Genomic DNA, 23,444 nt, shown 5'->3' on the forward strand with positions numbered 1-23,444 from the left:
ACCCTAGGTCCGACCTCTTGTAACTAGGAGATTGTCATGGAAGTTCGCGTCTCGGGCCATCAGGTCGAAACGGGCGGTGCACTCCAGCAGCAGGTCACCGACCGGCTTCAGGCGATTGCCGACAAATATTTCTCGCGCGCGATCTCGGCGCAGGTGGTGTTCGGCAAGGGCCCGCACGACCACGGCTTCACCTGCGACATCGTCGCGCATGTGATGCAGGGGCTGGTGCTCAAGAGCGCCAACACCGGCAACGACGCGCATGGCGCGTTCGACGGCGCCGCCGACAAGGTGGAAAAGCAGCTGCGCCGCTATATGCGCCGGCTCAAGGATCGCAACGCCGGCCAGGCGAACGCGGTCGCCGAGAGCATGGGCTATGACAATAGCCACGACAATGCCGGCTACACCGTGTTCGGCGGCACCCCCGAGGAGGTCGAGGAGGTCGAGGCCGACGCGCCGCTGATCATCGCCGAGACGCGGGTCGACGTGCCCGACGCGACCGTGTCGGACGCCGTGATGATGCTCGATCTGCGCCACACCAACGCGATGCTGTTCAAGAACAGCGGCACCGGCGCATTCAACATGGTGTATCGCCGCAACGACGGCACGATCGGCTGGGTCGAGCCCAACCGCGCTTCGTGAACGATCGCGCCGGCAGCCCGGGCGCGTCCGATCTGGGCGAATTGCTGACGCATGATTGCGTGGTGTCGGGCGTATCGGTCGGCGCGAAGAAGGCCTTGTTCCAGCAGCTCGCGGCGCTTGCCGCCGAGCGGCTGGGGCTGGGCGCCAAACTGGTCGGCCAGCGGCTGGCGGCGCGCGAGAAATTGGGATCGACGGGGTTTGGCGGCGGCATCGCGATCCCGCATGCGCGGATCGAGTCGCTCGACCGGGTGCGCGGCATGTTCGTGCGGCTGAGCCAGCCGGTCGATTTCGATGCGGTCGATGCGTTGCCCGTCGATCTGGTGTTCATGCTGCTGTCGCCAGTCGATGCCGGCGTCGATCATCTCAAGGCGCTTGCGCGGGTGTCGCGGTTGCTGCGCGATCGCACGCTCGCCGACAAATTGCGCGGGGCGGGATCGAACGATGCGTTATTCGCGCTGTTGACCGGGGTCGAAAACCGCGATGCCGCCTGAACCCTCGGGCGCCGAGGCGCATTATCGCGCACTCGAGGCGTTGTATGCCGCCGCGCCGATCAACCAATTGTTCGATTCGCGGCTCGAGATCAGCGGGCCCGGCGTGGCGCGGATCCATTTCACGATCGACCAGCGTTATTTCCACGCCGCGGGCGCGGCGCACGGGACGAGCTATTTCAAGATGCTCGACGATGCAGCCTTCTATGCCGCTAACAGCCTGGTCACCGATCGTTTTCTGCTGACGACGCAGTTCAACCTGCTGTTTACCGCGCCGCTGCGCGAGGGGCCGGTGATCGCCGAAGGGCGCTGGATCAGCGGCCAGCGGCGAGTGTTCGTCGCCGATGCGCGGCTGATCGCGGGCGATGGCGAGGAAGCGGCGCGCGGCACCGGCACCTTCATGCGATCGCGCATCGCGCTCGCCGGGCTGCCGGGGTATCGCGCGGGATGAGCCGGCTGGCGGCGCATGTGCGGGTGAGCGCGTTGCTGCGCCGGACGCACGATGCCGGGGGCAGCGCGATGGTGCTGGCCAAGGGCGAGGCGATGGGCGGCGCGATCCTGGTGCAGATGCTCGATCGCGGCACGCCGGCAGGTTTTTGCGAGCGCGGCTATGGTCCTGACGGGGTACCCGCGCTGATCATGGCGGGTCCGGCCGACGCCGATTCGCAGACCGCGGGCGAATATTGGCAACGCCGGCGGCGTAACGACCCCGATCTTTGGGTGATCGAGGTGGACGTCGCAGCGCCGCAACGCCTGGTCGCTGAAATAATCGTTAACGATTGACAATATTGCGCTGCACAACGATAGGCGCCGCTCGGTTTGGACGCGTTGTGTCGAACGGGGTGCGATCCCGATCGGTTACGCAGTCGGGGGACCCGCCCGATCGGCGCTGAAGTACAGCAGCCTATCGCGCATCCACCGCATTTTTTAGTCTAGAAATGAAGTTCTTTGCACGTGCCGCCGGATCGGTGGTTGTGACTCTTTGCGCCGCCGCGATGGTGTGCGCCACGACCCCGGGTCTCGCGGTCGAACTCGCCAATACCGAGTTCCTTGCCGTCGATCGACCCGACATCCAGACCAAGAACGTCGCATACCCCGCCCAGGTTCCCATCCCGCCGGCACCGATCGTGCCCGCCGAATGGACCAGCGAAGGCGACCAGGGCCCGCAGACGCTGGCCGACAGCACCAAATCAGACGCCCGCCCCGACGCCGACTATGCCTCGCTTTCCGACGCGGTTGCAGCGCAGGGCATCCCCGATTCGCCCGACGACGAGCTTCGCTGCCTGGCGATCGGCGTCTATTATGAATCGAAGGGCGAACCGCTCGCAGGCCAGCTCGCGGTCGCCGAAGTCATCCTCAACCGCGCCGACTCGGGGCGTTTCCCGCCGTCGGCCTGCTCGGTGCTGAAGCAGCGCGGGCAATTCTCGTTCGTGCGCGGTGGGCGTCTGCCCAATGTGGCGACCGGATCAACCGCGTGGAAGACCGCGGTTGCGGTCGCCAAGGTCGCGCGCGAGGAATTGTGGGAGAGCAAGGCGTCGAACGCGATGTTCTTCCACGCGCGCCATGTGTCGCCGCGCTGGAAGCTGGCGAAGGTCGCGTCGGTGGGCAACCACATCTTCTATCGCTGAGTGATTTACGAAGCCGGTCCTCGCCGGGCCGGCTTTTCATCGTTCGTGAAATGTTCTAAAGCGCGGGGATGATGCTCGCCCCCGCCGTGCCGCTGTCGCCCTGCGCCGCCGATGTCGTGCGCGGGGTGTCGCGCATGCTGCTGCGCCACGATTGCGTCGCGATCGCCGAGGTGCCGCTGGCGGGGGGCCGCCGCGCCGACCTGATGGCGGTCGATGCCAATGGCGGGATCGTGATCGTCGAGATCAAGGTGTCGCGCGCCGACCTGCTCGGCGACGGCAAATGGACCGATTATCTGGAGCATTGCGACCGCTTCTTCTGGGCGGTGCCCGAGGGGTTCGACACCGCGCCGCTCGAGCGCGAGGCGTTCCTGCCCGAGCGTGCGGGGGTGATCGTCGCCGATCGCTACGACGCGGCGATCCTGCGCGAGGCGCGGACGCATCCGCTGGCGGCGGCTACCCGGCGCAAATGTACGCTTGCTTTTGCCCGGCGCGCGGCGCGGCGGGTGATGGGGCTGGTCGATCCCGATACGGTGGGGCTTGCGGCTGGGTTGTGAGGGGTGTCCTCACGCGGTTCCTCTCCGGCGCACCTTCCCCCGTTCGTTTCGAGCGTAGTCGAGAAACGGTGTTGATGCGCTCGGGTGCGGTTTCTCGACTTCGCTCGAAACGAACGGTTGAGGTGATGCCCGAACCGGAGGAGCTCGTTACAGCCGCGGCCCCGCCGCAGCTGCCGGTGCGCGCGCGCGCTTGGGAGCGTCGGCGAGCAATTTGGTGATCGCGGGCGAGCGCGCGTCGCGGGTGGCGTATTGGCGCGCCGAGAGGCCGGCGATCACGTCGGTCTGGTCGGGATCGGCACCTGCGGCGAGCAGGTCGCGCACCAGCTCGAAGCGGCGCATCTGCACCGCGCGGATCAGCGGGGTTTCGCCGCTGCTGTTCGCCAGATTGGGATCGGCCTTGTAGGTCTTGAGCGCCTCGATCCCCTCGCTGAAGCCGTTTTCGACCGCGAGCATCATCGGCGTGTTGCCGCGCGCGTCGGCCAGATTGGGGTTGGCGCCCTTTTGCAGCAGGAAGCGCAGATAGGTGGCGTCGCCGCGCTTGGTGACGATGTGGACCGCGCCCTCGCCGGTCGAGCGATCCTTGGTGTTGATGATCGACTGGCCGGGTTCGCCCAGGATCTTGTTCACCTCGTTGCCATCGGCATCGCGGACCGCCTTCAAGAACTTGTAGCTGGCCGAAAATTGCTGCGCGGCGAGCGGGCTGGCGAAGGTCGCGGGCAGCGCCAGGAGCGAGAAGGCTAGCGCGATCCGGGCGGCGCGGGCGGTAATGGTCACGGGCAGATATCCCCAATCGATAACGGGCGTTGCAAGGTCTGCGACTTGCAACGCTTCGCCTATCAGATCATGGCTGGCGGTGCCATGAACGAGTTCAAAACCAGCGTCGCCGCCCTGTTGTTCCTGCTGCTCGCCGCCTGCGGTCAGCCGGCATCCGAGCCTGCGGGCGAACCCCCGCTTGCCGGCGCGCGCATCGGCGGGCCGTTCGCGCTGACCGACCCGCAGGGCAAGACGGCGCGCGACACCGATTTCGCGGGCAAATATCGCATCGTCTATTTCGGCTACACTTTCTGCCCCGATGTCTGCCCGGTCGACATGCAGAATATCGGTGCCGGGCTGAAGCAGTTCGAGGCAAGCGATCCCGCGCTTGCCGCGAAGGTGGTGCCGATCTTCATCACCGTCGATCCCGCGCGCGATACCCCCGCAGTAGTCGGCGAATTCGTTGCGAATTTCCATCCGCGCACGGTGGGGCTCACCGGCTCGCAGGAAGCGATCACCGCAGCGCTCAAGGGCTATGCCGGGATGGCGACCAAGCGCGAATCGCCCAATCCCGACGCGTATCTGGTCGATCACACGCGGATCACCTATCTGATGGGGCCTGAAGGGCAGCCGATCGCGCTGATCCCCGCCGATGAAAGCCCCGAAGCGGTGACCGAAATGCTCAAGCGCTGGGTCCGTTGAACGCGCCCGCGACCGGGCGCTTCTGGGAAGGCGATATTCCGCTCGAAAAGCTCGACCGCGGCCAGTGGGAAGCCTTGTGCGACGGTTGCGGCAAATGCTGCCTCCACAAGTTCGAGGACGAGGATACCGGCGAGCTGGCGGCGACCAATGTCGCATGCAAGCTGCTCGACAATGCCACCGCGCAGTGCAGCGATTATCGCAACCGCCGCGCCTATGTGCCCGATTGCGTGCGGCTGACGCCCAAGGCGGTGTACCGGATCCACTGGCTGCCATCGACCTGCGCGTACCGGCTGCGCGCCGATTTCCTTCCGTTGCCCGAATGGCATCATCTGGTGTGTGGCGACCGCGACGCGGTGCATCGCGCCGGCGTGTCGGTGCGCGGCTGGACGATTTCGGAGAATGACGCAGGCGACCTCGAACATCATCTGATCGACCGCGAATTGTGAGCGCGTCGGGCGACATCGATGTCGTCCGCCACCCCCGCGCCCGGGGCATGCGGCTGTCGGTCGACCCCGCGAGCGGGCGGGTACGGCTGACGATCCCCAAGCGCGGATCGGCGCGCGCAGCGCTCGCCTGGGCCGAGGAGAAGCGCGGCTGGATCGAGGTGCAGCGCGCGCGGCTGCCCGCGGCGATCCCCTTCGTCGATGGCGCCGAGCTCCCCTTCGGCGACGAGCGGCTGACGATCGTCTGGCGCGAGGCGGCGCGGCGGACCCCAGTGCGCGAGGATCGGGCGCTCGTGGTGGGCGGCCCCGCCGATCGGCTCGGCGCGCGGGTGGAAAGCTGGCTCAAGCGCGAGGCGTTGCGCTTGCTCGATGCCGATACGCGCGCGATCGCGGGGGCTGCCGGTATCGCGATCAGCGGGGTGGCGATCGGCGATCCGCGGTCGCGCTGGGGCAGCTGCACCGCGACCGGGGCGATCCGCTATAGCTGGCGGCTGGTGCTGGCGCCGGAGTTCGTCCGGCGCGGCGTGGTGGCGCACGAGGTGGCGCACCGGCTGCACATGGACCACAGCCCGGCTTTCCATGCAGCGGTGGCGCGGTTGCTCGGCGAAGACCCGGCGCCGTCGATGGCGTGGCTACGCCGCCATGGCGCGGGGCTTCACTGGTATGGGCGTTCGTCCTCGTAATAGCGCTCGCGCGGCGGGGCTTCGCGATAGCGTTGTTCCCTGGGCGGCGCGTCGCGATAGCGTTGGTCGCGCGGCACCTCGCGGTTTGGCGGCGGCGGCGCGCGCTCTTCGCGCTCGCGGCGCGGCGGCGGGTTGCGCCCCAGCGCGCGGTTGATCCAGTCGGCGTCGAGCGCCTCGTCCTCGGGGGGCGGCGCGGCTTCTTCCTCGCCGGGGGTCACATACACCCCCTGGCCATCGGGAGTGGCTTCGCGATCGCGGGTGACCGGCAGGCCATATTCATCGACGAACACGCCATTGTCGGGCTCGCCGAAATAGGATTCGTCGTCGGGCTCGAGCTGCCATTCGGGCAGCGTGATCTTGGTGTCGAATTCCTCGACCGGCCGCTTGGCGACCGCGGTGCGCATGAAGCTGGCAAAGGCCTTGGCGGGTGCGGTGCCGCCCTGCAGCCCGCCGACCGCGCGCGCATCGTCGCGGCCCATCCACACCCCGGTGGTGAGGCCGCTCGAAAAGCCCATGAACCAGCCATCCTTGTTCGAGGTGGTGGTGCCGGTCTTGCCCGCGACGGGGCGACCGATCGACGCCGCGCGCCCGGTACCCGTGGCGACCGCGGTCTGGAGCAGGTCGGTCATCTGCGCCGCGACATAGGGCGCAACCAGCACGCGCGAGGTATCGACCTCGTGCGCATAGATCACCGATCCGTTGGCGGTGACGCGGGTAATGCCATAGGGCGCGACCGCGACGCCCTTTTGCGCGACGCTGGCATAGGCGCGCGTCATGTCGATGAGCCGCACGTCGCTGGTGCCGAGCACCATCGCGGGGCGGGTGTCGATCGGGGTGGTGATGCCGAAGCGCCGCGCCATGTCAGCGACGGTCGCAAAGCCGACTTCCTGGCCCAGCCGCGCGGCGACGGTGTTGACCGAATAGGCAAAGGCGGTGCGGATATCCATCGCGCCCGCGAACCGGCCCGAGCTGTTGCGCGGGCTCCAGCCGTTGATCGTGATCGGCGCGTCGACGACGGCATCGTCGGCCTTGATCCCGGCTTCGAGCGCGGCGAGATAGACGAACAGCTTGAACGCCGATCCCGGCTGGCGCGTTGCCTGCGTCGCGCGGTTATAGTTCGACGAGACATAATCCTTGCCGCCGATCATCGCGCGCACCGCGCCGTCGCGGTCAAGCGACACCAAGGCGCCCTGGACCCCGGCGGGAGCGTTGGTGCGGATCGCGCGCTCGGCGGCGGCCTGCATCGGCAGGTCGAGCGTGGTCCACACGTCGAGCGGCGCCTGCGTTTCGTCGATCAGCATTTCGAGCTGGGGCAGCGCCCAATCGGTGAAATAGCGCACGCTGTTGCGCTTGGGCTCGGGCGCGAGCTCCACGTCGGAGGGTTCGGCCATATCGGCTTCGGTGCGGCTGATCGCGCCGGTTTCGACCATGATGTCGAGCACGACGCCGGCGCGGCCGCGCGCCGCCTCGGCATCGGCGGTGGGCGAATAGCGCGAGGGCGCCTTGACGAGGCCGGCGATCACCGCGGCCTCGGACAGCGACAAATTGGTCGCAGGGTGCGCGAAGAAGCGGCGCGAGGCGGCGTCGATGCCATAGGCGCCGCCGCCGAAATAGACCTTGTTCAGATAAAGTTCGAGGATCTGGTCCTTGCTGAACTTCTGCTCGATCGCGAGCGCCAGGATCGCCTCGCGGACCTTGCGGCCGAAATCATATTTGTTCGACAGGAAGACGGTGCGTGCGACCTGCTGGGTGATCGTCGATGCGCCCTGCAGCCGGCGATCGGTGCCGCGCCGCTGATAGGCGAGCTTGACCGAGCGCGCGATGCCGATCGGGTCGATCCCCCAATGCGAGCGGAAGCGGCGATCCTCGACCGCGACCATCGCCTGGCGCATCACCGTGGGGATATCGCTATATTCGATCCATTCGCCATAGCTCGGCCCCAGCGACACGATCACCGTGCCGTCGGCGGCATGGACGCGGATCATCTGGCCGTTGGGCGAGGATTTGAGCGTGTCGTACGACGGCAGCGAGGTGCGCGCGGTGTAAACCGCGATGACGAGCGCCACGAGCGCGACGAGCGCCAGCGCGACGCCGGTGCCTAGGGTCCAAACCGCGATGCGGCGCCAGCGCGGCGCGCGGGTCTTTTTCTTCGCGGTTGCCATGAGTGGGTGCTGGATACGCGCTCGCCCGACCTCTCACAAGGCCCGGCGAGCAGGCGCGGTCAGTCGGTCGCTGCGTCGCGCGGGCGGAAGTCGAGCGAAACCGAATTCATGCAGTAGCGCTGGCCGGTGGGGGGCGGGCCATCGGGGAAGACATGGCCGAGATGGCTTTCGCAGCGGCCGCACAGGCTTTCGATGCGCACCATGCCGTGGCTGGTGTCGCGGCGATCCTCGACGGCTTCGGCGTTCAATGGCCGGGTGAAGCTGGGCCAGCCCGACCCTGAGTCATATTTGTCGTCGCTGTCGAACAACGGCAATTCGCAGGCGGCGCAGTGATAGATGCCGTCGGCCTTGTTGGCGTTGAGCTCGCCCGAAAAGGCGCGTTCGGTGCCGGCTTCGCGCAGCACATGATATTGGGTGGGGGTCAGGCGATCGCGCCATTCGGCTTCGGACAGGTTGAGCTTTTCCATAGGCTCAAATGTGTTGTGCCGGGGGGCGAGCGTCAATGGGCAGGTGGGTGATGCGGGTCAGCCGCGCGGCGAGCGCGGCCGCGCCGGGGATCGCGGCGGCGGCGGCGAGCAGCAGCCGGGCGCCGGCGGGGCGTTCGGCAAGGTCGCGCAACAGGCGGGCGCGAGCGACGGGCGCGCGGGAGCGCTGCGCGAAGGCGCGCTGGTAGGTGTCGGCGGTGGCGCCTGCGGCCCAAGCGTGTGCGGCGGCGACCCCGCTGGCGATCGCGATCCCCATGCCCTCGCCCGCCAGGCTCGGGATCACCGCCGCCTGGTCGCCGAGCCGCCACGCCGCGAAGGGGGCGGCGAGCGCGCGCCAGCCATAGGGGACGTTGGCGATCGCATCGATCGCGCCGCTGCCATAGGCGAGCCGATCGCCGAGCGCGGGCACTTCGCGGCCGATCGCGGCGAGCAGGGCTTCGGGATCGCCCTCGGCGCGCATCCGCGACCGGCGGACCGCGAGGCACAGATTGGCGCTGCCGTCTTCCTGGAGCATCAGCCCGACATAGCCGCGATCGAACAGATGGAGCTCGATCGCACCGCGCACCAGCCGGGTCAGGCCGGGGGCAGGGGGGATCCGCGTGCGCAGGCCGATCGTCGGGTCGGCGAGCGTCGGCGTGTCGCGCGCCAGGCCGCGAAGGTCGTGCTTGCCGGTGGCGAGGAACAGCGTGGACGGCGCGAGTTCGCCGCCATCGGCGAGGCGGAGCCTGCCCTCATCGAACCCGCGCACCGCGACGCCGCGGTCGATCGTTGCGCCCGCCGCCACGGCATGCGCCTGCATCAGCGTGTCGAGGTGGCGGCGCGAGACGCCCTTGGCGGGGTGGGGGAGCGCGGCTTCGGTCCGGTGGCTTCCCGCGAACAGCCCGACGCGGGTGACGTCGGCAGCGCCAAGCGTATCGCGCGCGATGCCGAGCCGTTCGAGCGCGTCGAGCGTGCGCCAGCTAAGGAACCCGCCGCATATCGCGTCGCCGGTCTCGGCGTTGCGCTCGATCACGAGCGGCGCAGCGCCCGCGCGTGCGAGCGCGATCGCCGCGGCGCAGCCGGCGGGCCCGGCGCCGACGATCAGCGGCGCTTGCATACGCACAGCCTGAAGGGGAAGGCGCGGGCGATCCGCGCATCGGCGATGCCGGCTTCGGCAAGGATCGGCGGCCATTCACCGGGGCGATAGGAGCGCGCGATCGACAGCCGGCCGTCGTGGCGGACGATTGGGTGCCAGCGCATCACCCGCGCGAGCAACGGATAGCCGGCATGGGCGAAGCCGTGGCGGTGGAGGTCGTTGACCAGCCAGCCCTGCCGCGCCTGCGCCTCCATGAAGCGCAGGAAGGCGACGAGCTGGTCGTGCGTCATGTGATGCGCGACCAGGCTGCTGAGGATCACGTCCCAGCCCTCGCCCGCCAGATCGGCATAGTCGCCGGTGCGATAGGTGATTGGCAGCTCGGGCGGCGTATCGGCGCGCGCGACCTGCTCGCTGCGCGGGTTGAGATCGATCCCGACCAGATCGACCGCGACACCGCGGCGCTTCGCCCAGCCGGCGATCCGCCGCAGCATGTCGCCATCGCCATAGCCGACATCGAGGATGCGAAGGCTGCGCGATTGCCGTGCGATGCGATCGAGGAACGCCAGCGTCGGCCGCGCCGCGAGCGTCATCGCGTTCACCTGCGCCAGGTCGCGCAGCACCGCAGCATAGGTTTCGGGCGCGAGATCGGCGGCGTCCATCAGCTCCTCGGCGATGGCGCGCCGCGCGAGCGTCATCCGACGCTCCGGAACGCGAACCCCTCGGCGGCGAGGCCGGGGCCGAAGGCTAGCGCGACGCCATGCTCGACGCGGCGCTGGAGCGTGCGTTCGAGCACGAACATCAAGGTCGCCGACGACATGTTGCCGAAGGATTCGAGCACGTCGCGCGAGTCGGCGAGCGCGCCCTGCGGCAGGGAAAGCGAGCGCTCGACCGAATCGAGAATCGATCGTCCGCCGGCATGCACCGCCCAGGCATCGATCGCCTGCGGGTCACGCCCGCCGGTGAGCGTCGCGACGAAATCGGGATCGGCGAGCCCCGCCGCGATCCGGCCGGGGACTTCGCCCGACAAATGCATCACGAAGCCCTGATCGGTGATGTTCCAGCGGATCAGTTGGTCGCTGTCGGGCAGGGTGGTGGCGAAGGGCGAATCGATCGCGAGGCCCTGCGGGTCGGCGCTGACCAACGCCGCGGCGGCACCATCGCCGAATTGGAGCATCGCGAGCAGCGGTTCGAGCTCGACGGTGTCGGACAGGTGCAGCGTCGAGAGTTCGACGCACAAGACGAGCACGCGCGCCTCGGGCTGCGAGCGGACGATATGTCGTGCGCTGCGCAGCGCGGCGACCGCGGCATAGCAGCCCATGAACCCCACCAGCAGGCGTTCGGTGCTGGGCGGCAGGCCGATCGCGCGCGCGATGATCTGGTCGATCCCCGGCGCGACGAAGCCGGTGCAGCTGGCGACGACGAAATGGGTGATCCCCGACAGGTCGGCGCGCTCGCGCAGCGCCTCGATCGCCGCGATGCCGAGGATCGGTGCGGTCTCGGCGTAGGATTCCATCCGCTCGGCGGTGCCGGGCAGGCGGCTGCCGCCATAGAAGCCGTCCGAGGCGACGGGCGACCCGCCTGCGGCAGTGGGGGGCAGCACCGACCAGCGATGGCGGATCCCTGCGCGGTCGGCCATCCGGCGGAACAGGATCGCATCGCGCCGCTCGGGCATCCGCCGCTGCGCCCAATCGATGAAGGCCGCATGGATATCGTGGGTCGGCACCGCGGTAGCGACGGCATTCAAACAGGCGTCGACTCGCTGCACTTGCCCTCGCTGACGGGCGTACTCACGCCGTGGCTTCGCTACCCGGTGAGGCGGCTTTGGTTACCGGGCGACGATTATGCGGCGAGTTCGACCTCGCACGGCGCATCGTCGGCCCATGCCCAATACAATTGGGCTGGCGGTACGTTCCACCATTCCATCTCGTGGTCGATACGGCCGAAATGCGCATCGAAGAAATCGCGGCACTTGGTGGAGAATTGATAGACCAGGAAAGCGCCGCCCGGCCGCACCACGTCGCGCGTCGCCAGCCCGATCGCGTCGCCGACGCCCGGCGGCAATGTCGAGAAGGGCAGGCCCGAGAGCACGTAATCGGCGTGCGCATGGCCGTGATCGGCGATGATCTGGCGGACGTCGGCGGCTGAGCCATGGACAACGACGAAGCGCGGATCGCGGATCGTCTGGCGCAGATAGCGGACGAAATCGATATTGGTGTCGATCGCCAGCAAGGTTGCGTCGGGGGCAAGCCGATCGAGCACCGCCTGGCAGAAATTGCCGGTCCCGGGGCCATATTCGACGAACAATTTGGTCGCCGACCAGTCGACGCGATCGAGCATGCGATCCATCAGCCGCTTCGACGACGGCATGATCGAACCGACCATCACCGGGTGCTTGATGAAACCGCGCAGGAACATGCCCCAGGGCGAGGGGGTCGCATCCGAACGTCGGGCGGCGCGACTGGAAGGCGTCGTCGTTACAGGGGTCATCGCGAACTCATGCTGGGAAACGTGCGGCGACCATGCCGCGTCACGACGGAGTCGTAAAGTTGTAACGATCCTGTAGGCGTTCGAGTTGCACCGCGCCATGGCTTGCCTGGCTCGACAGGGCGGCTAATCCGAACCGGTGGACCGGTTCGATCGCACCTTTGCGTTGTTGTTCATGGTGATGCTCACCATCGCAGCGGGGAATACCGCGCTGCAATCGGTGCTGCCCGCGCTCGGTCGATCGTTGGGGGTCGCCGACAGCGCGGTGGCGGCGGCGTTTTCGGTGTCGGCGTTGCTGTGGGTGATCGCCGCCCCATTCTGGGCCAACCGGTCGGATCGACGCGGGCGGCGGGCGATGGTGCTGTTGGGGCTCTTCGGCTTCACGCTGTCGCTGTTCGTTTGCGCGATCTTCCTGATGGCGGGGATCAACGGGTGGATCGCGCCGACCGCCGCCTTCGCCGCGTTCGTCGGCGGGCGGATGATCTATGGCAGCCTGGGCGCGGCGGCACCGCCCGCCGTCCAGGCGATGGTGGCGGGGCAGACGACGCGCGAGGAGCGGACCAAGGCGCTGGCGCTGCTGGGGTCGGCATTCGGGCTGGGGACGATCCTGGGGCCGGCGATCGGGCCGTATCTGGTGCTGGGCAGCATCGGCGCGGTCGAGGTCGGGCTGTCGGGACCCGCCTATCTGTTCGGGCTGTTCGGGCTGGCGATGACGATCATCGTATGGCGGCTGCTGCCCGACGACCGATCGCCGTCGGACACGCATGGCGCGGCGCAGAGCTATCCCTCGATCGGCGGGCAATCCTCGGGCGCGGCGATCACCGCGGCGACGCAATCGCGCGCCGAGCCGGTGGGGTTCTTCGACCCGCGGATTCGCGCCTGGATGATCATCGGGCTGGTGATGGGGCATGCGCAGGCGATGACGGGGCAGGCGATCGGATTCCTGGTGATCGACCGGCTGGGGGTGCCGCCGATCGAGGCGCTGGGCGCGACCGGCATCGTGCTGATGATCGGCGCGGGGGCGTCGCTGCTGGTGCAATGGGGGTTCATCCCGCTGCTGAAGCTGCGGCCCGCGGCGCTGATCCTGGCGGGGTGCATCTTCGCCGCGCTCGGCTGCGTCGCGGTGGGGAGCGCGGTGTCGCTGTACGGGATCGCGATGGGGTTCGGGCTGGCGTCGATGGGATTCGGGTTTTTGCGGCCGGGATTCACCGCGGGGGCGTCGCTGGCGGTGGGGCCGGCGGCGCAGGGCTCGGTCGCGGGCAAGGTGACGTCGGTGAACGGCGCGGCGTTCGTGCTGGGGCCGTCGATCGGGGTGGGGCTGTACGAGCTGTGGCACCCGCTGCCGTATCTGGTGGCGGCGGGGGCGCTAGTGGTGTTGCTGGGCTATGCCTGGGTGGCGTTGCGGCGGGGATGAGAGCGTATCCCCCTTCCCTGGAAGGGAGGGATCGGGGGGTGGGTGGAGGCTTGCGATACGGGGGCCGCGTGCGCAGCGGTGCCGTACCATGAGCACTCGACCCACCCCCAGCCCCTCCCTTCCAGGGAGGGGGGCTTTTTTTGGGGAGGTTAGCCCTTGGGTCCTCGGCCTTGGACCATGCCGGGGGCGATGAAGCCGATCGGTTGCAGCGCGACCGAATCCTGCTTCAGCCGCGAGGCCATCTGCTCATATTCCTGCTCCATTTCGGGGGTCACGGTGGCGCGCGACTCGCCGAGCGCGGCTTCGAAATGGCGCATGCTCACCTGCGTGCTGGCGAGCGATTCGCGTAGCGCCATCAGGCCGGCGCGGCGGACGATGTCCTCGAGGTCGGCGCCGGTGAAGCGCTCGGCGCGATCGGCGATCGATGCGAGGTCGACATCGTCCGCCAGCGGCATCTTCTCGGTCTGGATCTCGAGAATCCGCTTGCGCCCCGCGGCATTGGGGACGGCGACATAGACCAGTTCGTCGAACCGGCCGGGGCGCAACAGCGCGGGGTCGATCAGGTTGGGGCGGTTGGTCGCGCCGATCACCACCACCGATTGCAGCTCCTCGAGCCCGTCCATCTCGGCGAGGATGGTGTTGACCACGCGTTCGGTCACCTGCGGCTCGCCTGCGCCGCTGCCGCGTGCGGGCACCAGCGAATCGAGCTCGTCGATGAAGATCACGCAGGGTGCGACCTGGCGTGCGCGTGCGAACAGCTTGGTGATCTGCTGCTCGCTTTCGCCATACCATTTGCTCAGCAGGTCGCTCGACTTGGTGGCGATGAAATTGGCCTGCGATTCGCGTGCCACTGCCTTGGCGAGCAGCGTCTTGCCGGTCCCCGGCGGGCCATAGAGCAGGAAGCCGCGCGCGGCGCGGATGCCCATCCGGCGGAAGGCGGCGGGTTCGCGCATCGGCAGCTCGACGCCTTCGCGCAGCCGCTCTTGCGCGGCATCGATTCCGCCGATGTCGCTCCAGCGGACCTGCGGCACCTGGACCATCACCTCGCGCATCGCCGAGGGCTGGACGCGCTTGAGCGCCTCGATGAAGTCGCTGCGCTTCACCGACAGCGTGTCGAGCACCTCGGCGGGGATCGTCTGATCGCCAAGGTTGAGCTGCGGCATGATCCGCCGCACCGCATCGATCGCCGCCTCGCGGGTAAGCGCGGCGAGGTCGGCACCGACGAAGCCGTAGGTGGTGCGTGACAGCTCGTCGAGATCGACGTCTTCGGCGAGCGGCATGCCGCGGGTGTGGATGCCCAGGATCTCGCGCCGGCCGCGCTCGTCGGGGACGCCGACAATGATCTCGCGATCGAAGCGACCGGGACGCCGCAGCGCCTCGTCGATCGCCTCGGGCCGGTTGGTGGCGGCGATGACGACCAGGTTGGCGCGCGCCTCGAGCCCGTCCATCAGCGTCAGCAATTGCGCGACGAGGCGCTTCTCGGCCTCGCCCTGGACGCGGTCGCGGCGCGGGGCGATCGAATCGACCTCGTCGATGAAGACGATCGAGGGCGCCGAGCGAGTCGCTTCCTCGAACACCTCGCGCAGCCGCTTTTCGGACTCGCCATAGGCCGAGCCCATGATTTCGGGGCCGTTGATCAGGAAGAATTCGGCGTCGGATTCGTTGGCGACCGCACGCGCAAGGCGGGTCTTGCCGGTGCCGGGGGGGCCGTGCAGCAGCACCCCCTTGGGCGGATCGACGCCAAGCCGCTGGAACAATTCAGGGTAGCGCAGCGGCAATTCGACCATCTCGCGCAATTGGTCGATCGTCGCGGTCATCCCGCCGATATCGTCATAGGTGACGTCGGCGCGGCGCGCGTCCTTGGGCTCTTCGTAATCGGTGCGGAGCTCGATCTCGGTGCCCTCGGCGATATGGACGACGCCGCGCGGGACGGTCGAGATCACCGCCAGGCGAATCTCCTGCAGCGCATAAGCGGGCGCGCGCAGATGCTGCGCGACGTTGGGCGGGATGTTGGCGACCCGCTGCTGGCCGACGGTCGAGACGGTGTCGCCCTGGCAGAGCGGCCGGTTGAGGAAAGTGCGCTTGAGCGCGGTCGCCGACCCCTGGAGGCGCAGATGCTGCGAGGCAGGCGCCAGCACGACGCGAGTCGCGGGCTTCGATTCGACCTTGCGCACCTCGACGAAATCGCCCGAGCCGACGCCGGCATTGGCGCGCTGCAGGCCGTCTAGCCGCAGAATTTCGAGCCCTTCGTCCTCGGCATAGGGCAGCACCGCGCGTGCGGGCGTGGTGCGCTTGCCGACGATCTCGATCACGTCGCCTTCCTGCAGCGCCAGCGCAGTCATGAAGGCGCGCGGCAGGTGCGCGACGCCGCGGCCGCTATCCTCGGCGCGCGCGCTCGCGACTTGCAGCTTGCGCACAGGGCTGTCGTCTTGGTCGGCCATAAGCTTTTACTCCCGCATCGGGTCAAGAGCGGGCGAGATAGGGGCAGGGTTCCGCCGACGCGAGGGCAAAGCCGCCGCGACCCTGAAAAAGAAGGCCAAAAAAAAGGCCGATCCCTGGGGACCGGCCGTGAAAGGTTTAGGAGAGGATGCCTGAAAGGCCTGCTCTATGTGCAGTGCAGCATGATTCTTCGCAAGTGCGAATAATTGTATGATGATTGCATAAACTGCAATCGTTGAGCGGGTTGCACCGCGCACATGCGCAAGGCGATGGATTTTCCCATTAGTGCAGTGCACAATCAATGACATGCGGCGCCTCCCCCCCCTTTCGGCCATCGAAGCGTTCGTCCAGGTGGCGCGGCTGGGATCGATCAAGGCCGCCGCGGTCGAGCTGGCCTTGTCGTCACCCGCGCTGAGCCGGCGGGTGCAGGCGCTCGAGCGCTTCATCGGCAAGCCGTTGTTCGAGCGCCGCCACCAGGCGATCCTGCTCAATGCCGAGGGCGAGCGGCTGCTGGCGCAGATCGCGCCCGCGCTCGATGCGATGAGCGACGCGGTCGAATCGATGAGCCACAGCGCCGAATTGCTGCGACTGCGATTAGGGGTGCTGCCGCTCTATGCGTCGCAGCGGCTGATGCCGCGGCTGGGCGAGCTGCGCCGCGCGCATCCGCAACTCCATATCGACGTCGATACCGGCGGCCGGCGCGAGGCGCGGCTGGGCGATACGCTCGATGCCGCGATCATCCTGGCGCAGGAAGTCGACCCGGCGCTGTATGCACGGCGACTCGATCGCAACCGCGTCTATGTGATCGGCGCCAAGGCGCTGGTCGAGGGGGCGAACCCGATCACGACGCCCGAGCAACTCGGCGGGCTGACGGCGTTGGTGCATCGCGACATGCCCGACACCTTCGTCGAATGGCGACGATCGGCGGGATTGCCCGCGCTCGAGCCGCTCGCGGTCGACCATTTCGATTCGGGGCCGCTGATGCTCGAGGCGGCGGCGCAGGGGCTCGGCGTCGCGTTCATGCTCGAGATGCATTACGAAGGCGCGCGCGATCCGCGACTGGTGCGGTTGTTCGAGCCGGTGGCGAGCGACTACAGCTATTGGTTCGTGTGCCGCCCGCGCGCGCTCACGACGCGCCCGGTGAAGATCTTCCACGACTGGCTGGTCGAGGTGATGGGGCCCGAGCCCGGCATCTGAAACGCAAGTGCCGGGCCTGTCGAAGCAGTTCGACAGGCCCGGCGCGAACGGGAGGTTAGGCGACGGTCGCCTTGACGATCTTGCCGGGTGCGCGCGGCGGCTCGCCCTTGGGCAGCGCGTCGACATGCTCCATGCCCTCGGTCACTTCGCCCCAGACGGTGTACTGGCCATCGAGGAAGGTCGCGTCGTCGAGGCAGATGAAGAACTGGCTGTTCGCGCTGTTCGGGTTCATCGTGCGCGCCATCGAGCATACGCCGCGCTTGTGCGGCTCGCGGCTGAATTCGGCGGCGACGTCGGGCAGGTCCGAACCGCTGGTGCCGGTGCCGGTGGGATCGCCGCCCTGCGCCATGAAGCCGTCGATCACGCGGTGAAAGACGACGCCGTCATAGAAGCCGCGCTTGGCGAGCGTGGTGATGCGCTCGACATGGTTGGGCGCGAGATCGGGGCGAAGGCGGATCGTGACGTCGCCGCCGTCGAGGGTCAGCGTCAGCGTGGCTGGGGTATCGGACATTGCAGCATTCTCCGGATAGGGTGCGCGCCACTTAGGGAGCCGCGCGGGTGCTGGCAACGCTGTGTGCGGATTGGCAGCCCGAATCGGCTGGGCTAAGGCCATGCTTTGGTGCAGCGCAACGGGAGGGCACGATATGAGCGAGGCCGAGCTTCCCGACATCGACGAGGCACGCGAGACCGGGCTCGACGAGGACGACCGGCTCAAGCCCGCATTCGTCCGCGCGATCCTCGACGCGGTCGAAGCCGGCGACAACGAGGGCGCCAACGCGCTGGTCGAGCCGCTCCACGCCGCCGACATCGCCGATCTGATCGAGATCGCGCCCGCCGACATGCGTGCATCGCTGGCGGCGGCGATTTCGGAACGAATCGACGGCGACGTGCTCGCCGAGATGAACGACTGGGTGCGCGACGCGCTGGTCGATGCGCTCAACCCGCGCCAGCTCGCCGACATCGCGGGCGAGCTCGACACCGACGACGCGGTCGCGATCATCGAGGACCTCGACGAGGAAGACCAGCGCGCGGTGCTGCGCGCGCTCGACCCCGACGATCGCGCGGCGATCGAGGAGGCGCTGTCCTACCCCGAGGAATCGGCGGGCCGGCTGATGCAGCGCGAGCTGATCGCGGTGCCCGAACATTGGACCGTCGGCGACGTGCTCGATTATCTGCGTGCCGACGATCAGCTGACCACCGATTTCTGGGAAATCTTCGTCGTCGATCCCGCGCATCGGCCGGTCGGCACCTGCAATTTGTCGTGGGTGCTGCGCACCCCGCGCGTTGTGTCGATGACCGACGTCATGAAGCGCGAACAGACGCTGATCCCGGTCGACATGGACCAGGAAGAGGTCGCGCTCCGCTTCCAGAAATATGCGCTGATCTCGGCGGCGGTCGTCGATCCCAGCGGGCGGCTGGTCGGGGTGGTGACGGTCGACGACATCGTCCACATCATCAGCCAGGAAGCGGGCGAGGACGCGCTGCTGATGTCGGGCGCGGGCGATGGCGACATCAACGAGCCGATCCGCGACAGTTATCAAGCGCGGGTGCGCTGGCTGATCGCGAATTTGTTCACCGCAATGCTGGCGTCGGGGATCATCGCGGCGTTTGGCGGGGCTATCGAGCAGATGGTGGCCTTGGCGGTGTTGATGCCGATCGTCGCGTCGATCGGCGGCAATGCGGGTACGCAGGCGATGGCGGTCGCGGTGCGCGCGCTGGCGACCAACCAGCTGACCAAATCAAACACGCTGCGCACCGTCCGCCGCGAGATTTTGGTCGCGCTGATGAACGGGCTGACGATCGCGGTGCTGCTGGGGACCGGTGCGGCGTTGCTGTACGCCAGCCCGATGCTGGGGATGGTGATCGCGTCGGCGATCCTGCTCAACATCCTGGTCGCGGGGCTGGCCGGCGTGCTGGTGCCGGTGGTGCTCGAACGGCTCGAGCAGGATCCGGCGGTGGCAAGCTCGGTCTTCGTGACGATGGTCACCGATTCGATGGGGTTCCTGGCGTTTCTTGGACTCGCCGTTCTCAGCGGCTTGGTGACGATGGGTTGATCGCACGCGCATCCCCGCCCAAATGCGGGCGATGCCGTTGCATCTGACCAAGGTCGCCTTCGCCGCCGAGAGCGTCGAGCATCTGCGCGCGCGCCTAGCGGTGCGTGCCGAGGCGGGGCCGGTGTTCCTGACCACGCGCTATCTGCCCAAGCGGCATGCCGAGGTGGCGGGGCAGGGGTCGCTGTTCTGGATCCTGAAGCACCAATTGGTCGCGCGATCGCCGATTCTGGGCTTTGGCGAGGCCGAGGGCGGGCGCGTGGCGATCCTGATCGATCCCGCGTTGGTGCTGGTCGAGGCGCGGCCCAAGCGCGCGCACCAGGGCTGGCGCTATCTCGAGGATGCCGACGCGCCGCGCGACCTGGGCGAGGGCGGCGCGGCGATCGCGGCGATGCCGTCGGCGATGATCGGCGAATTGCACGCCTTAGCCTTGCTGTGACCGCCGCCGCGCCCGGCGTGCGCAAGATCATCCATATCGACATGGATGCCTTTTATGCCTCGGTCGAGCAGCGCGACTTTCCCGAATTGCGCGGCAAGCCGGTGGCGGTGGGGGGATCGCGCGCGCGCGGCGTGGTGGCGGCGGCGAGCTACGAGGCGCGCAAATTCGGCGTGCGATCGGCGATGCCCTCGGTCACCGCGGCCAAGCGCTGCCCCGATCTGGTGTTCGTCTCGCCGCGCTTCGACGTCTACAGCGCGGTGTCGCGGCAGATTCGCGCGATCTTTGCAGAGTTCACCCCGCTGATCGAACCGCTGTCGCTCGACGAGGCGTATCTCGACGTCAGCGCCGACCTCGCGGGGATCGGCTCGGCGCGCGATACCGCCGCCGCCATCCGCGCGCGGATCGCCGCCGAGACCGGGCTGACCGCGTCGGCGGGGGTGTCGTACAACAAGTTCATCGCCAAGCTCGCCTCGGACCAGAACAAGCCCGACGGGCTGTGCGTGATCCCGCCGGGGCATGGCGCGGCGTTCGTTGGCAGCCTGCCGGTGCGGCGCTTCCATGGCGTCGGGCCGGTGACCGCGGCGAAGATGGAGCGGATGGGGATCCTCACCGGTGCCGATCTGGCCGGGCTGACGATCGACGAGATGCGGCGCGCTTTCGGCAGCTTCGCCGAATATCTGTACGCGGCGGCGCGCGGCGAGGATCATCGCCCGGTACGGGTGAATCGAGAATCGAAGTCGATCGGTGCCGAGCGGACCTTCGAGCATGACCTGTCCGATTGGGAGTCGCTGATAGCGGGGCTCGAGCGGGTGGCCGATGCCGCATGGGTGCGGATCGAGCGGCACCAGGCGCGCGGGCGGCGGGTAACGCTGAAGCTTCGGTACAATGATTTCCGCACGATCACGCGGGCGCGGACACTGGCGGCGGGGGTGGGCGACCGCGCGGCGTTCGGCGCGGCGGGCGATCTGTTGCTGCGCGCGCTGTATCCGGTCGAGATGCCGGTGCGGTTGCTGGGGCTGACGCTGTCGGCGCTGGGGGAGGAGCGTGGGGAGGACGTGCAGCCGGGGTTGCCGCTTGGGTAGCAACGTTCCCAAAAGACCGTTCGTCCTGAGTAGGGGCTGAGCGGAGGCGAAGACCCGTATCGAAGGACATGCCCCAAGCGGGCGGTCCTTCGATACGCCGCTTCGACAAGCTCAGCGGCTACTCAGGACGAACGGGGGTGGGAGGGGCCGTCAGTTGCGGCGGCCGCCCGAGAGCAGCAGATAGCCGAGCACGCCGGCAATACCGAGTGACAGCAAGGGCTGGCGGCGGACGAAATCGACCACCGGGCCGGCGAGTTCCTCGACCGCGGCCTGGGCATGGCCGGCGGCCTTTTGCGTCTTGCCGCCGAGCTTGTCCGCCGAACCCTCAGCCTTCAGATCGTTGCGACCGAGCACGTCGCCCGCTGCCTGCTTGAGCGAGCCGCCGATATCACGGCCGGTGCCTTCGACGATGTTCTCATTCATGGCAATCTCCTGTGCAAAGTCGGCGCTAGTACGCGCTTGGCGGTCGAAGGTTGCGTCAGCTGCGCACCAGCTGGGGGAAACCGGCGCGGAATGCCGCGACCTTGGGCTTGTCCCACCGCACGATGTACGGATGGTTGGGGTTCTTGCGGTAGAAATCCTGGTGATAGGCCTCGGCGGGGAAGAAGCCGCCGCCTTCGATCCGCGTCACGATCGGCTTGCCCCACGCCTTGGTCTTGCCGAGCTGCGCGACATAGCGCTGCGCCACCAGTTTCTGCTGCGGGGTCTGGGGGAAGATCGCCGAGCGATAGCTGGGGCCGGTGTCGGGTCCTTGGCGGTTGAGCTGGGTCGGATCGTGCGCGACCGAGAAATAGACGCGCAGCAGGGTGCCGTAGCTCACCTGGGCGGGGTCGTACACGATCCGCACCGCTTCGGCGTGACCGGTCCGTTCGGTGCTGACCGCGGCATAGTTCGCGGTGTCGCGGGTGCCGCCGGCATAGCCGTTGACGACCTGGCGCACGCCTTTCATCTGTTCGAACACCGCCTCGAGCCCCCAAAAGCAGCCGCCGGCGAACACCGCCACCGCCTGGCCCTTGGTGGCGGGAACGTCGATCGCGGGGGCGGGGATCGGGACGGCGCGCTCGGCATGGCCGGCGACGGGCAGCGTCACGAGGGCGGTAGTGGCGATCGCGGCGGCGATCAGGATCGGCTTGAGCATCACGCGACTCCGGTACGGGGCGGGTGCGCCCCTTTTACACCAGATACGTTCAGCCGACCGAATCGGTTACCGCACTGGCCGAATACATTGGCGGGTTCTCGGGCTGCGCGGTCTGCACCGCGACGAGGCCGATCGCACCGATCGCGAAACCGCTGAGGAAATGCCGGAAATAGCCGGCGCGCAGAAACTTGAGCATCGTCTTTCTTCCTTGCTGGGCCGAAGGCACTGCCATCGGCGACGATCGGTCCGGGCGCGGGGACCATCCCCTTGCCTCGCCAGCAACTGTATAAGGGTGCGCGGTGAACGACCGCTTGCGTGGTTGTTCATCTAGGGTTCGGGTTCGGGTGCAGCAATGCGCCGCTACGGAAACTCAGCGTTTCAGTGCGTCGACCGCGGTGGCGATCCGCGTGCACGCCTCGCGCAGCAAAGCATCGCTAGTGGCATAGCTGATCCGCATCGCGGGCGAGACGCCGAACGCTGCGCCCTGGACGCAGGCGACCTTGGCTTCGTCGAGCAGATAGGTGACGAACGCTTCGTCGGTGTCGATCACCGTGCCGCCGGGCGTCTGGCTGCCGATCAGGCCTGAGAATTCAGGATAGACGTAGAAGGCGCCCTCGGGGGTTGGACAGGTGATGCCGGGGATCGCGTTGAGCATCCCGACGACGAGGTCACGGCGGACCTGGAACGCGGCGTTGCGCTCTTTCAGGAACGACTGGTCGCCGTTCAGCGCGGCGGTGGCGGCGGCTTGCGCGATCGAACAGGGGTTCGAGGTCGATTGCGATTGAAGCTTTGCCATCGCCTTGATCAGCCAGGGCGCGCCGCCGGCAAAGCCGATCCGCCAGCCGGTCATCGCATAGGCCTTCGAGCAGCCGTTCACCGTGAGCGTGCGATCGTACAATGTTGGGCAGACCTGTGCGATCGTCGCGAATTCGAAATCGCCATAGACGATATGCTCGTACATATCGTCTGCCATGATCCACACATGCGGATGGCGTTCGAGCACGCGGCCGATCGCGCGCAGCTCGTCGGCGGTGTAGGCCGCGCCGGTGGGGTTCGAGGGCGAATTGAGGATCAGCCATTTGGTGTTCTGGGTGATCGCCGCCTCGATCTGTTCGGGCGTTACCTTGTATTGCTGGTCGGCGCCCGCGGCGATGAAGACCGGCTTGCCGCCGGCGAACTCGACGATGTCGGGATAGCTGACCCAATAGGGGGCGGGCACGATGACTTCGTCGCCGGGGTTGATCGTCGCGACCAGCGCGTTGAACAAAGTGTGCTTGCCGCCGACATTCACCGTGATCTGGTTGGCGGCATAGGTGAGGCCGTTGTCGCGCGCGAATTTGGCGGCGATGGCTTCCTTCAGCTCGGCGGTGCCGTCGACATTGGTATATTTGGTCTTGCCGTCGCGGATCGCGGCGATCGCGGCTTCCTTGACGAAATCGGGGGTGTCGAAATCGGGTTCGCCCGCGCCGAGGCCGATCACGTCGACGCCTGCGCGCTTCAGGTCGAGCACGCGCGAGGTGATCGCGAGGGTCGCCGAGGGGCTGATGCGGTCGAGCGCGGCGGAGGGCTTCATGGGCGTGGGCTTTCG

At 68.0% G+C, this 23,444-nt stretch carries 27 protein-coding genes; 14 read left to right on the forward strand and 13 right to left on the reverse strand.

All coding sequences use genetic code 11. The features are described 5' to 3' along the window. The first annotated feature begins 36 nt into the window (after nt 1-36). From hpf to OKW76_RS10545, 6 genes are all read left to right on the forward strand, one after another. On the forward strand, nt 37-639 hold the full coding sequence (hpf, locus tag OKW76_RS10520; protein WP_265548852.1) for a ribosome hibernation-promoting factor, HPF/YfiA family: 603 nt from the start codon (nt 37-39) through the stop codon (nt 637-639). Further along, nucleotides 636-1,130 (forward strand): PTS sugar transporter subunit IIA, encoded by a 495-nt coding sequence (locus OKW76_RS10525; RefSeq protein ID WP_265548854.1) that lies wholly within the window; start codon nt 636-638, stop codon nt 1,128-1,130. The genes hpf and OKW76_RS10525 overlap by 4 nt, the downstream gene beginning before the upstream one ends. Next, a complete protein-coding gene (locus tag OKW76_RS10530) occupies nt 1,120-1,578 on the forward strand; it encodes a PaaI family thioesterase (RefSeq protein ID WP_265548855.1) in 459 nt (152 codons plus the stop codon). Before OKW76_RS10525 ends, OKW76_RS10530 begins: the two co-directional genes overlap by 11 nt. After that, entirely contained in the window at nt 1,575-1,910 is a 336-nt protein-coding gene (locus tag OKW76_RS10535; RefSeq protein ID WP_265548856.1) for a DUF1491 family protein, read from the forward strand. The genes OKW76_RS10530 and OKW76_RS10535 overlap by 4 nt, the downstream gene beginning before the upstream one ends. Nucleotides 1,911-2,065: 155 nt before the next feature. Further along, nucleotides 2,066-2,755: a cell wall hydrolase gene (locus OKW76_RS10540; RefSeq protein ID WP_265548857.1), complete on the forward strand. Its 690-nt coding sequence runs from the start codon at nt 2,066-2,068 to the stop codon at nt 2,753-2,755. 68 nt (nt 2,756-2,823) lie between these two features. Then, entirely contained in the window at nt 2,824-3,309 is a 486-nt protein-coding gene (locus OKW76_RS10545) for an MmcB family DNA repair protein (RefSeq protein ID WP_265548858.1), read from the forward strand. Nucleotides 3,310-3,456: 147 nt separating this feature from the next. Here OKW76_RS10545 and OKW76_RS10550 read toward each other — a convergent pair whose 3' ends face one another. Continuing rightward, nucleotides 3,457-4,083 (reverse strand): ankyrin repeat domain-containing protein, encoded by a 627-nt coding sequence (locus OKW76_RS10550; protein WP_265548859.1) that lies wholly within the window; start codon nt 4,081-4,083, stop codon nt 3,457-3,459. Between the two features lie 84 nt (nt 4,084-4,167). Between OKW76_RS10550 and OKW76_RS10555 the strand changes: the two genes are divergently transcribed. From OKW76_RS10555 to OKW76_RS10565, 3 genes are read left to right on the forward strand one after another with little or no spacing between them, the layout of a single operon-like run. Then, entirely contained in the window at nt 4,168-4,764 is a 597-nt protein-coding gene (locus OKW76_RS10555; protein ID WP_265548860.1) for an SCO family protein, read from the forward strand. Then, nucleotides 4,761-5,210 (forward strand): YcgN family cysteine cluster protein, encoded by a 450-nt coding sequence (locus tag OKW76_RS10560; RefSeq protein ID WP_406697730.1) that lies wholly within the window; start codon nt 4,761-4,763, stop codon nt 5,208-5,210. Before OKW76_RS10555 ends, OKW76_RS10560 begins: the two co-directional genes overlap by 4 nt. 47 nt (nt 5,211-5,257) lie before the next feature. Continuing rightward, nucleotides 5,258-5,890, forward strand: coding sequence for a M48 family metallopeptidase (locus OKW76_RS10565; protein WP_265552912.1), 633 nt, complete (start codon nt 5,258-5,260; stop codon nt 5,888-5,890). Here OKW76_RS10565 and OKW76_RS10570 read toward each other — a convergent pair. The 6 genes from OKW76_RS10570 to OKW76_RS10595 all read right to left on the reverse strand — a co-directional run bounded on the left by OKW76_RS10570 (nt 5,863) and on the right by OKW76_RS10595 (nt 12,099). Further along, nucleotides 5,863-8,052, reverse strand: coding sequence for a transglycosylase domain-containing protein (locus tag OKW76_RS10570; protein ID WP_265548861.1), 2,190 nt, complete (start codon nt 8,050-8,052; stop codon nt 5,863-5,865). The two genes, OKW76_RS10565 and OKW76_RS10570, sit on opposite strands and share 28 nt — an antisense overlap. A gap of 59 nt (nt 8,053-8,111) precedes the next feature. Further along, the gene (gene msrB, locus OKW76_RS10575) at nt 8,112-8,519 is read right to left on the reverse strand and encodes a peptide-methionine (R)-S-oxide reductase MsrB (protein WP_265548862.1); all 408 of its coding nucleotides are present in this window, start codon (nt 8,517-8,519) and stop codon (nt 8,112-8,114) included. Between the two features lie 4 nt (nt 8,520-8,523). Then, complete coding sequence (locus OKW76_RS10580) at nt 8,524-9,633, reverse strand: NAD(P)/FAD-dependent oxidoreductase (RefSeq protein ID WP_265548863.1); 1,110 nt, start codon at nt 9,631-9,633, stop codon at nt 8,524-8,526. After that, a complete protein-coding gene (locus OKW76_RS10585) occupies nt 9,618-10,307 on the reverse strand; it encodes a methyltransferase domain-containing protein (protein WP_265548864.1) in 690 nt (229 codons plus the stop codon). Before OKW76_RS10585 ends, OKW76_RS10580 begins: the two co-directional genes overlap by 16 nt. Then, a complete protein-coding gene (locus tag OKW76_RS10590; RefSeq protein ID WP_265548865.1) occupies nt 10,304-11,377 on the reverse strand; it encodes a type III polyketide synthase in 1,074 nt (357 codons plus the stop codon). The genes OKW76_RS10585 and OKW76_RS10590 overlap by 4 nt, the downstream gene beginning before the upstream one ends. Before the next feature lie 74 nt (nt 11,378-11,451). After that, nucleotides 11,452-12,099 carry a class I SAM-dependent methyltransferase gene (locus OKW76_RS10595; RefSeq protein ID WP_265548866.1) on the reverse strand — a complete coding sequence of 216 codons (648 nt, stop codon included), beginning with the start codon at nt 12,097-12,099 and terminating at the stop codon, nt 11,452-11,454. A gap of 172 nt (nt 12,100-12,271) precedes the next feature. Here OKW76_RS10595 and OKW76_RS10600 point away from each other — a divergent pair, with 172 nt between their 5' ends. Beyond that, on the forward strand, nt 12,272-13,510 hold the full coding sequence (locus OKW76_RS10600) for an MFS transporter (protein WP_265552914.1): 1,239 nt from the start codon (nt 12,272-12,274) through the stop codon (nt 13,508-13,510). A gap of 149 nt (nt 13,511-13,659) precedes the next feature. Here the strand turns inward: OKW76_RS10600 and OKW76_RS10605 are convergent, their stop codons facing one another. Further along, entirely contained in the window at nt 13,660-15,951 is a 2,292-nt protein-coding gene (locus OKW76_RS10605) for a CDC48 family AAA ATPase (protein WP_265548867.1), read from the reverse strand. Between the two features lie 304 nt (nt 15,952-16,255). Between OKW76_RS10605 and OKW76_RS10610 the strand changes: the two genes are divergently transcribed. Then, nucleotides 16,256-17,146, forward strand: a complete 891-nt coding sequence (locus OKW76_RS10610; RefSeq protein WP_265548868.1) for a LysR substrate-binding domain-containing protein — start codon at nt 16,256-16,258, stop codon at nt 17,144-17,146. 55 nt (nt 17,147-17,201) lie between these two features. On the opposite strand, the gene OKW76_RS10615 is transcribed toward OKW76_RS10610, so the two are convergent. After that, a complete protein-coding gene (locus OKW76_RS10615) occupies nt 17,202-17,657 on the reverse strand; it encodes a peptidylprolyl isomerase (protein WP_256505709.1) in 456 nt (151 codons plus the stop codon). A 133-nt stretch (nt 17,658-17,790) separates the two neighbouring features. Here OKW76_RS10615 and mgtE point away from each other — a divergent pair, with 133 nt between their 5' ends. The 3 genes from mgtE to dinB are packed head-to-tail and all read left to right on the forward strand — an operon-like array spanning nt 17,791 to nt 20,718. Further along, complete coding sequence (gene mgtE, locus OKW76_RS10620; protein WP_265548869.1) at nt 17,791-19,200, forward strand: magnesium transporter; 1,410 nt, start codon at nt 17,791-17,793, stop codon at nt 19,198-19,200. Between the two features lie 31 nt (nt 19,201-19,231). Further along, nucleotides 19,232-19,636 (forward strand): DUF1489 family protein, encoded by a 405-nt coding sequence (locus tag OKW76_RS10625; protein ID WP_256505711.1) that lies wholly within the window; start codon nt 19,232-19,234, stop codon nt 19,634-19,636. Next, nucleotides 19,633-20,718, forward strand: coding sequence for a DNA polymerase IV (gene dinB / locus OKW76_RS10630; protein ID WP_265548870.1), 1,086 nt, complete (start codon nt 19,633-19,635; stop codon nt 20,716-20,718). Before OKW76_RS10625 ends, dinB begins: the two co-directional genes overlap by 4 nt. A gap of 150 nt (nt 20,719-20,868) precedes the next feature. Here dinB and OKW76_RS10635 read toward each other — a convergent pair whose 3' ends face one another. The 4 genes from OKW76_RS10635 to OKW76_RS10650 all read right to left on the reverse strand — a co-directional run bounded on the left by OKW76_RS10635 (nt 20,869) and on the right by OKW76_RS10650 (nt 23,429). Then, a complete protein-coding gene (locus OKW76_RS10635; protein WP_265548871.1) occupies nt 20,869-21,141 on the reverse strand; it encodes a CsbD family protein in 273 nt (90 codons plus the stop codon). 55 nt (nt 21,142-21,196) lie between these two features. Beyond that, on the reverse strand, nt 21,197-21,856 hold the full coding sequence (gene msrA, locus OKW76_RS10640) for a peptide-methionine (S)-S-oxide reductase MsrA (RefSeq protein WP_265548872.1): 660 nt from the start codon (nt 21,854-21,856) through the stop codon (nt 21,197-21,199). Between the two features lie 49 nt (nt 21,857-21,905). Then, complete coding sequence (locus tag OKW76_RS10645) at nt 21,906-22,052, reverse strand: hypothetical protein (RefSeq protein WP_256505714.1); 147 nt, start codon at nt 22,050-22,052, stop codon at nt 21,906-21,908. Nucleotides 22,053-22,226: 174 nt separating this feature from the next. After that, a complete protein-coding gene (locus tag OKW76_RS10650; protein WP_265548873.1) occupies nt 22,227-23,429 on the reverse strand; it encodes a pyridoxal phosphate-dependent aminotransferase in 1,203 nt (400 codons plus the stop codon). Nucleotides 23,430-23,444: the final 15 nt, after the last annotated feature.

Origin of the sequence: Sphingomonas sp. S1-29 (genome assembly GCF_026167545.1) — a bacterium.
Taxonomy (GTDB): Bacteria; Pseudomonadota; Alphaproteobacteria; order Sphingomonadales; family Sphingomonadaceae; genus Sphingomonas.

Bases quoted from the DNA above. Each gene is read 5' to 3' on its own strand.
- msrA (WP_265548872.1), bottom strand. From the start codon at position 21,856: ATGCTCAAGCCGATCCTGATCGCCGCCGCGATCGCCACTACCGCCCTC.
- OKW76_RS10625 (WP_256505711.1), top strand. From the start codon at position 19,232: ATGCCGTTGCATCTGACCAAGGTCGCCTTCGCCGCCGAGAGCGTCGAG.
- mgtE (WP_265548869.1), top strand. From the start codon at position 17,791: ATGAGCGAGGCCGAGCTTCCCGACATCGACGAGGCACGCGAGACCGGG.
- OKW76_RS10600 (WP_265552914.1), top strand. From the start codon at position 12,272: ATGGTGATGCTCACCATCGCAGCGGGGAATACCGCGCTGCAATCGGTG.
- msrB (WP_265548862.1), bottom strand. From the start codon at position 8,519: ATGGAAAAGCTCAACCTGTCCGAAGCCGAATGGCGCGATCGCCTGACC.
- OKW76_RS10615 (WP_256505709.1), bottom strand. From the start codon at position 17,657: ATGTCCGATACCCCAGCCACGCTGACGCTGACCCTCGACGGCGGCGAC.
- OKW76_RS10535 (WP_265548856.1), top strand. From the start codon at position 1,575: ATGAGCCGGCTGGCGGCGCATGTGCGGGTGAGCGCGTTGCTGCGCCGG.
- OKW76_RS10650 (WP_265548873.1), bottom strand. From the start codon at position 23,429: ATGAAGCCCTCCGCCGCGCTCGACCGCATCAGCCCCTCGGCGACCCTC.
- OKW76_RS10585 (WP_265548864.1), bottom strand. From the start codon at position 10,307: ATGACGCTCGCGCGGCGCGCCATCGCCGAGGAGCTGATGGACGCCGCC.
- hpf (WP_265548852.1), top strand. From the start codon at position 37: ATGGAAGTTCGCGTCTCGGGCCATCAGGTCGAAACGGGCGGTGCACTC.
- OKW76_RS10530 (WP_265548855.1), top strand. From the start codon at position 1,120: ATGCCGCCTGAACCCTCGGGCGCCGAGGCGCATTATCGCGCACTCGAG.
- OKW76_RS10635 (WP_265548871.1), bottom strand. From the start codon at position 21,141: ATGAATGAGAACATCGTCGAAGGCACCGGCCGTGATATCGGCGGCTCG.
- OKW76_RS10545 (WP_265548858.1), top strand. From the start codon at position 2,824: ATGATGCTCGCCCCCGCCGTGCCGCTGTCGCCCTGCGCCGCCGATGTC.
- OKW76_RS10540 (WP_265548857.1), top strand. From the start codon at position 2,066: ATGAAGTTCTTTGCACGTGCCGCCGGATCGGTGGTTGTGACTCTTTGC.
- OKW76_RS10555 (WP_265548860.1), top strand. From the start codon at position 4,168: ATGAACGAGTTCAAAACCAGCGTCGCCGCCCTGTTGTTCCTGCTGCTC.
- OKW76_RS10580 (WP_265548863.1), bottom strand. From the start codon at position 9,633: ATGCAAGCGCCGCTGATCGTCGGCGCCGGGCCCGCCGGCTGCGCCGCG.
- OKW76_RS10570 (WP_265548861.1), bottom strand. From the start codon at position 8,052: ATGGCAACCGCGAAGAAAAAGACCCGCGCGCCGCGCTGGCGCCGCATC.
- OKW76_RS10565 (WP_265552912.1), top strand. From the start codon at position 5,258: ATGCGGCTGTCGGTCGACCCCGCGAGCGGGCGGGTACGGCTGACGATC.
- OKW76_RS10595 (WP_265548866.1), bottom strand. From the start codon at position 12,099: ATGACCCCTGTAACGACGACGCCTTCCAGTCGCGCCGCCCGACGTTCG.
- OKW76_RS10605 (WP_265548867.1), bottom strand. From the start codon at position 15,951: ATGGCCGACCAAGACGACAGCCCTGTGCGCAAGCTGCAAGTCGCGAGC.
- OKW76_RS10645 (WP_256505714.1), bottom strand. From the start codon at position 22,052: ATGCTCAAGTTTCTGCGCGCCGGCTATTTCCGGCATTTCCTCAGCGGT.
- OKW76_RS10610 (WP_265548868.1), top strand. From the start codon at position 16,256: ATGCGGCGCCTCCCCCCCCTTTCGGCCATCGAAGCGTTCGTCCAGGTG.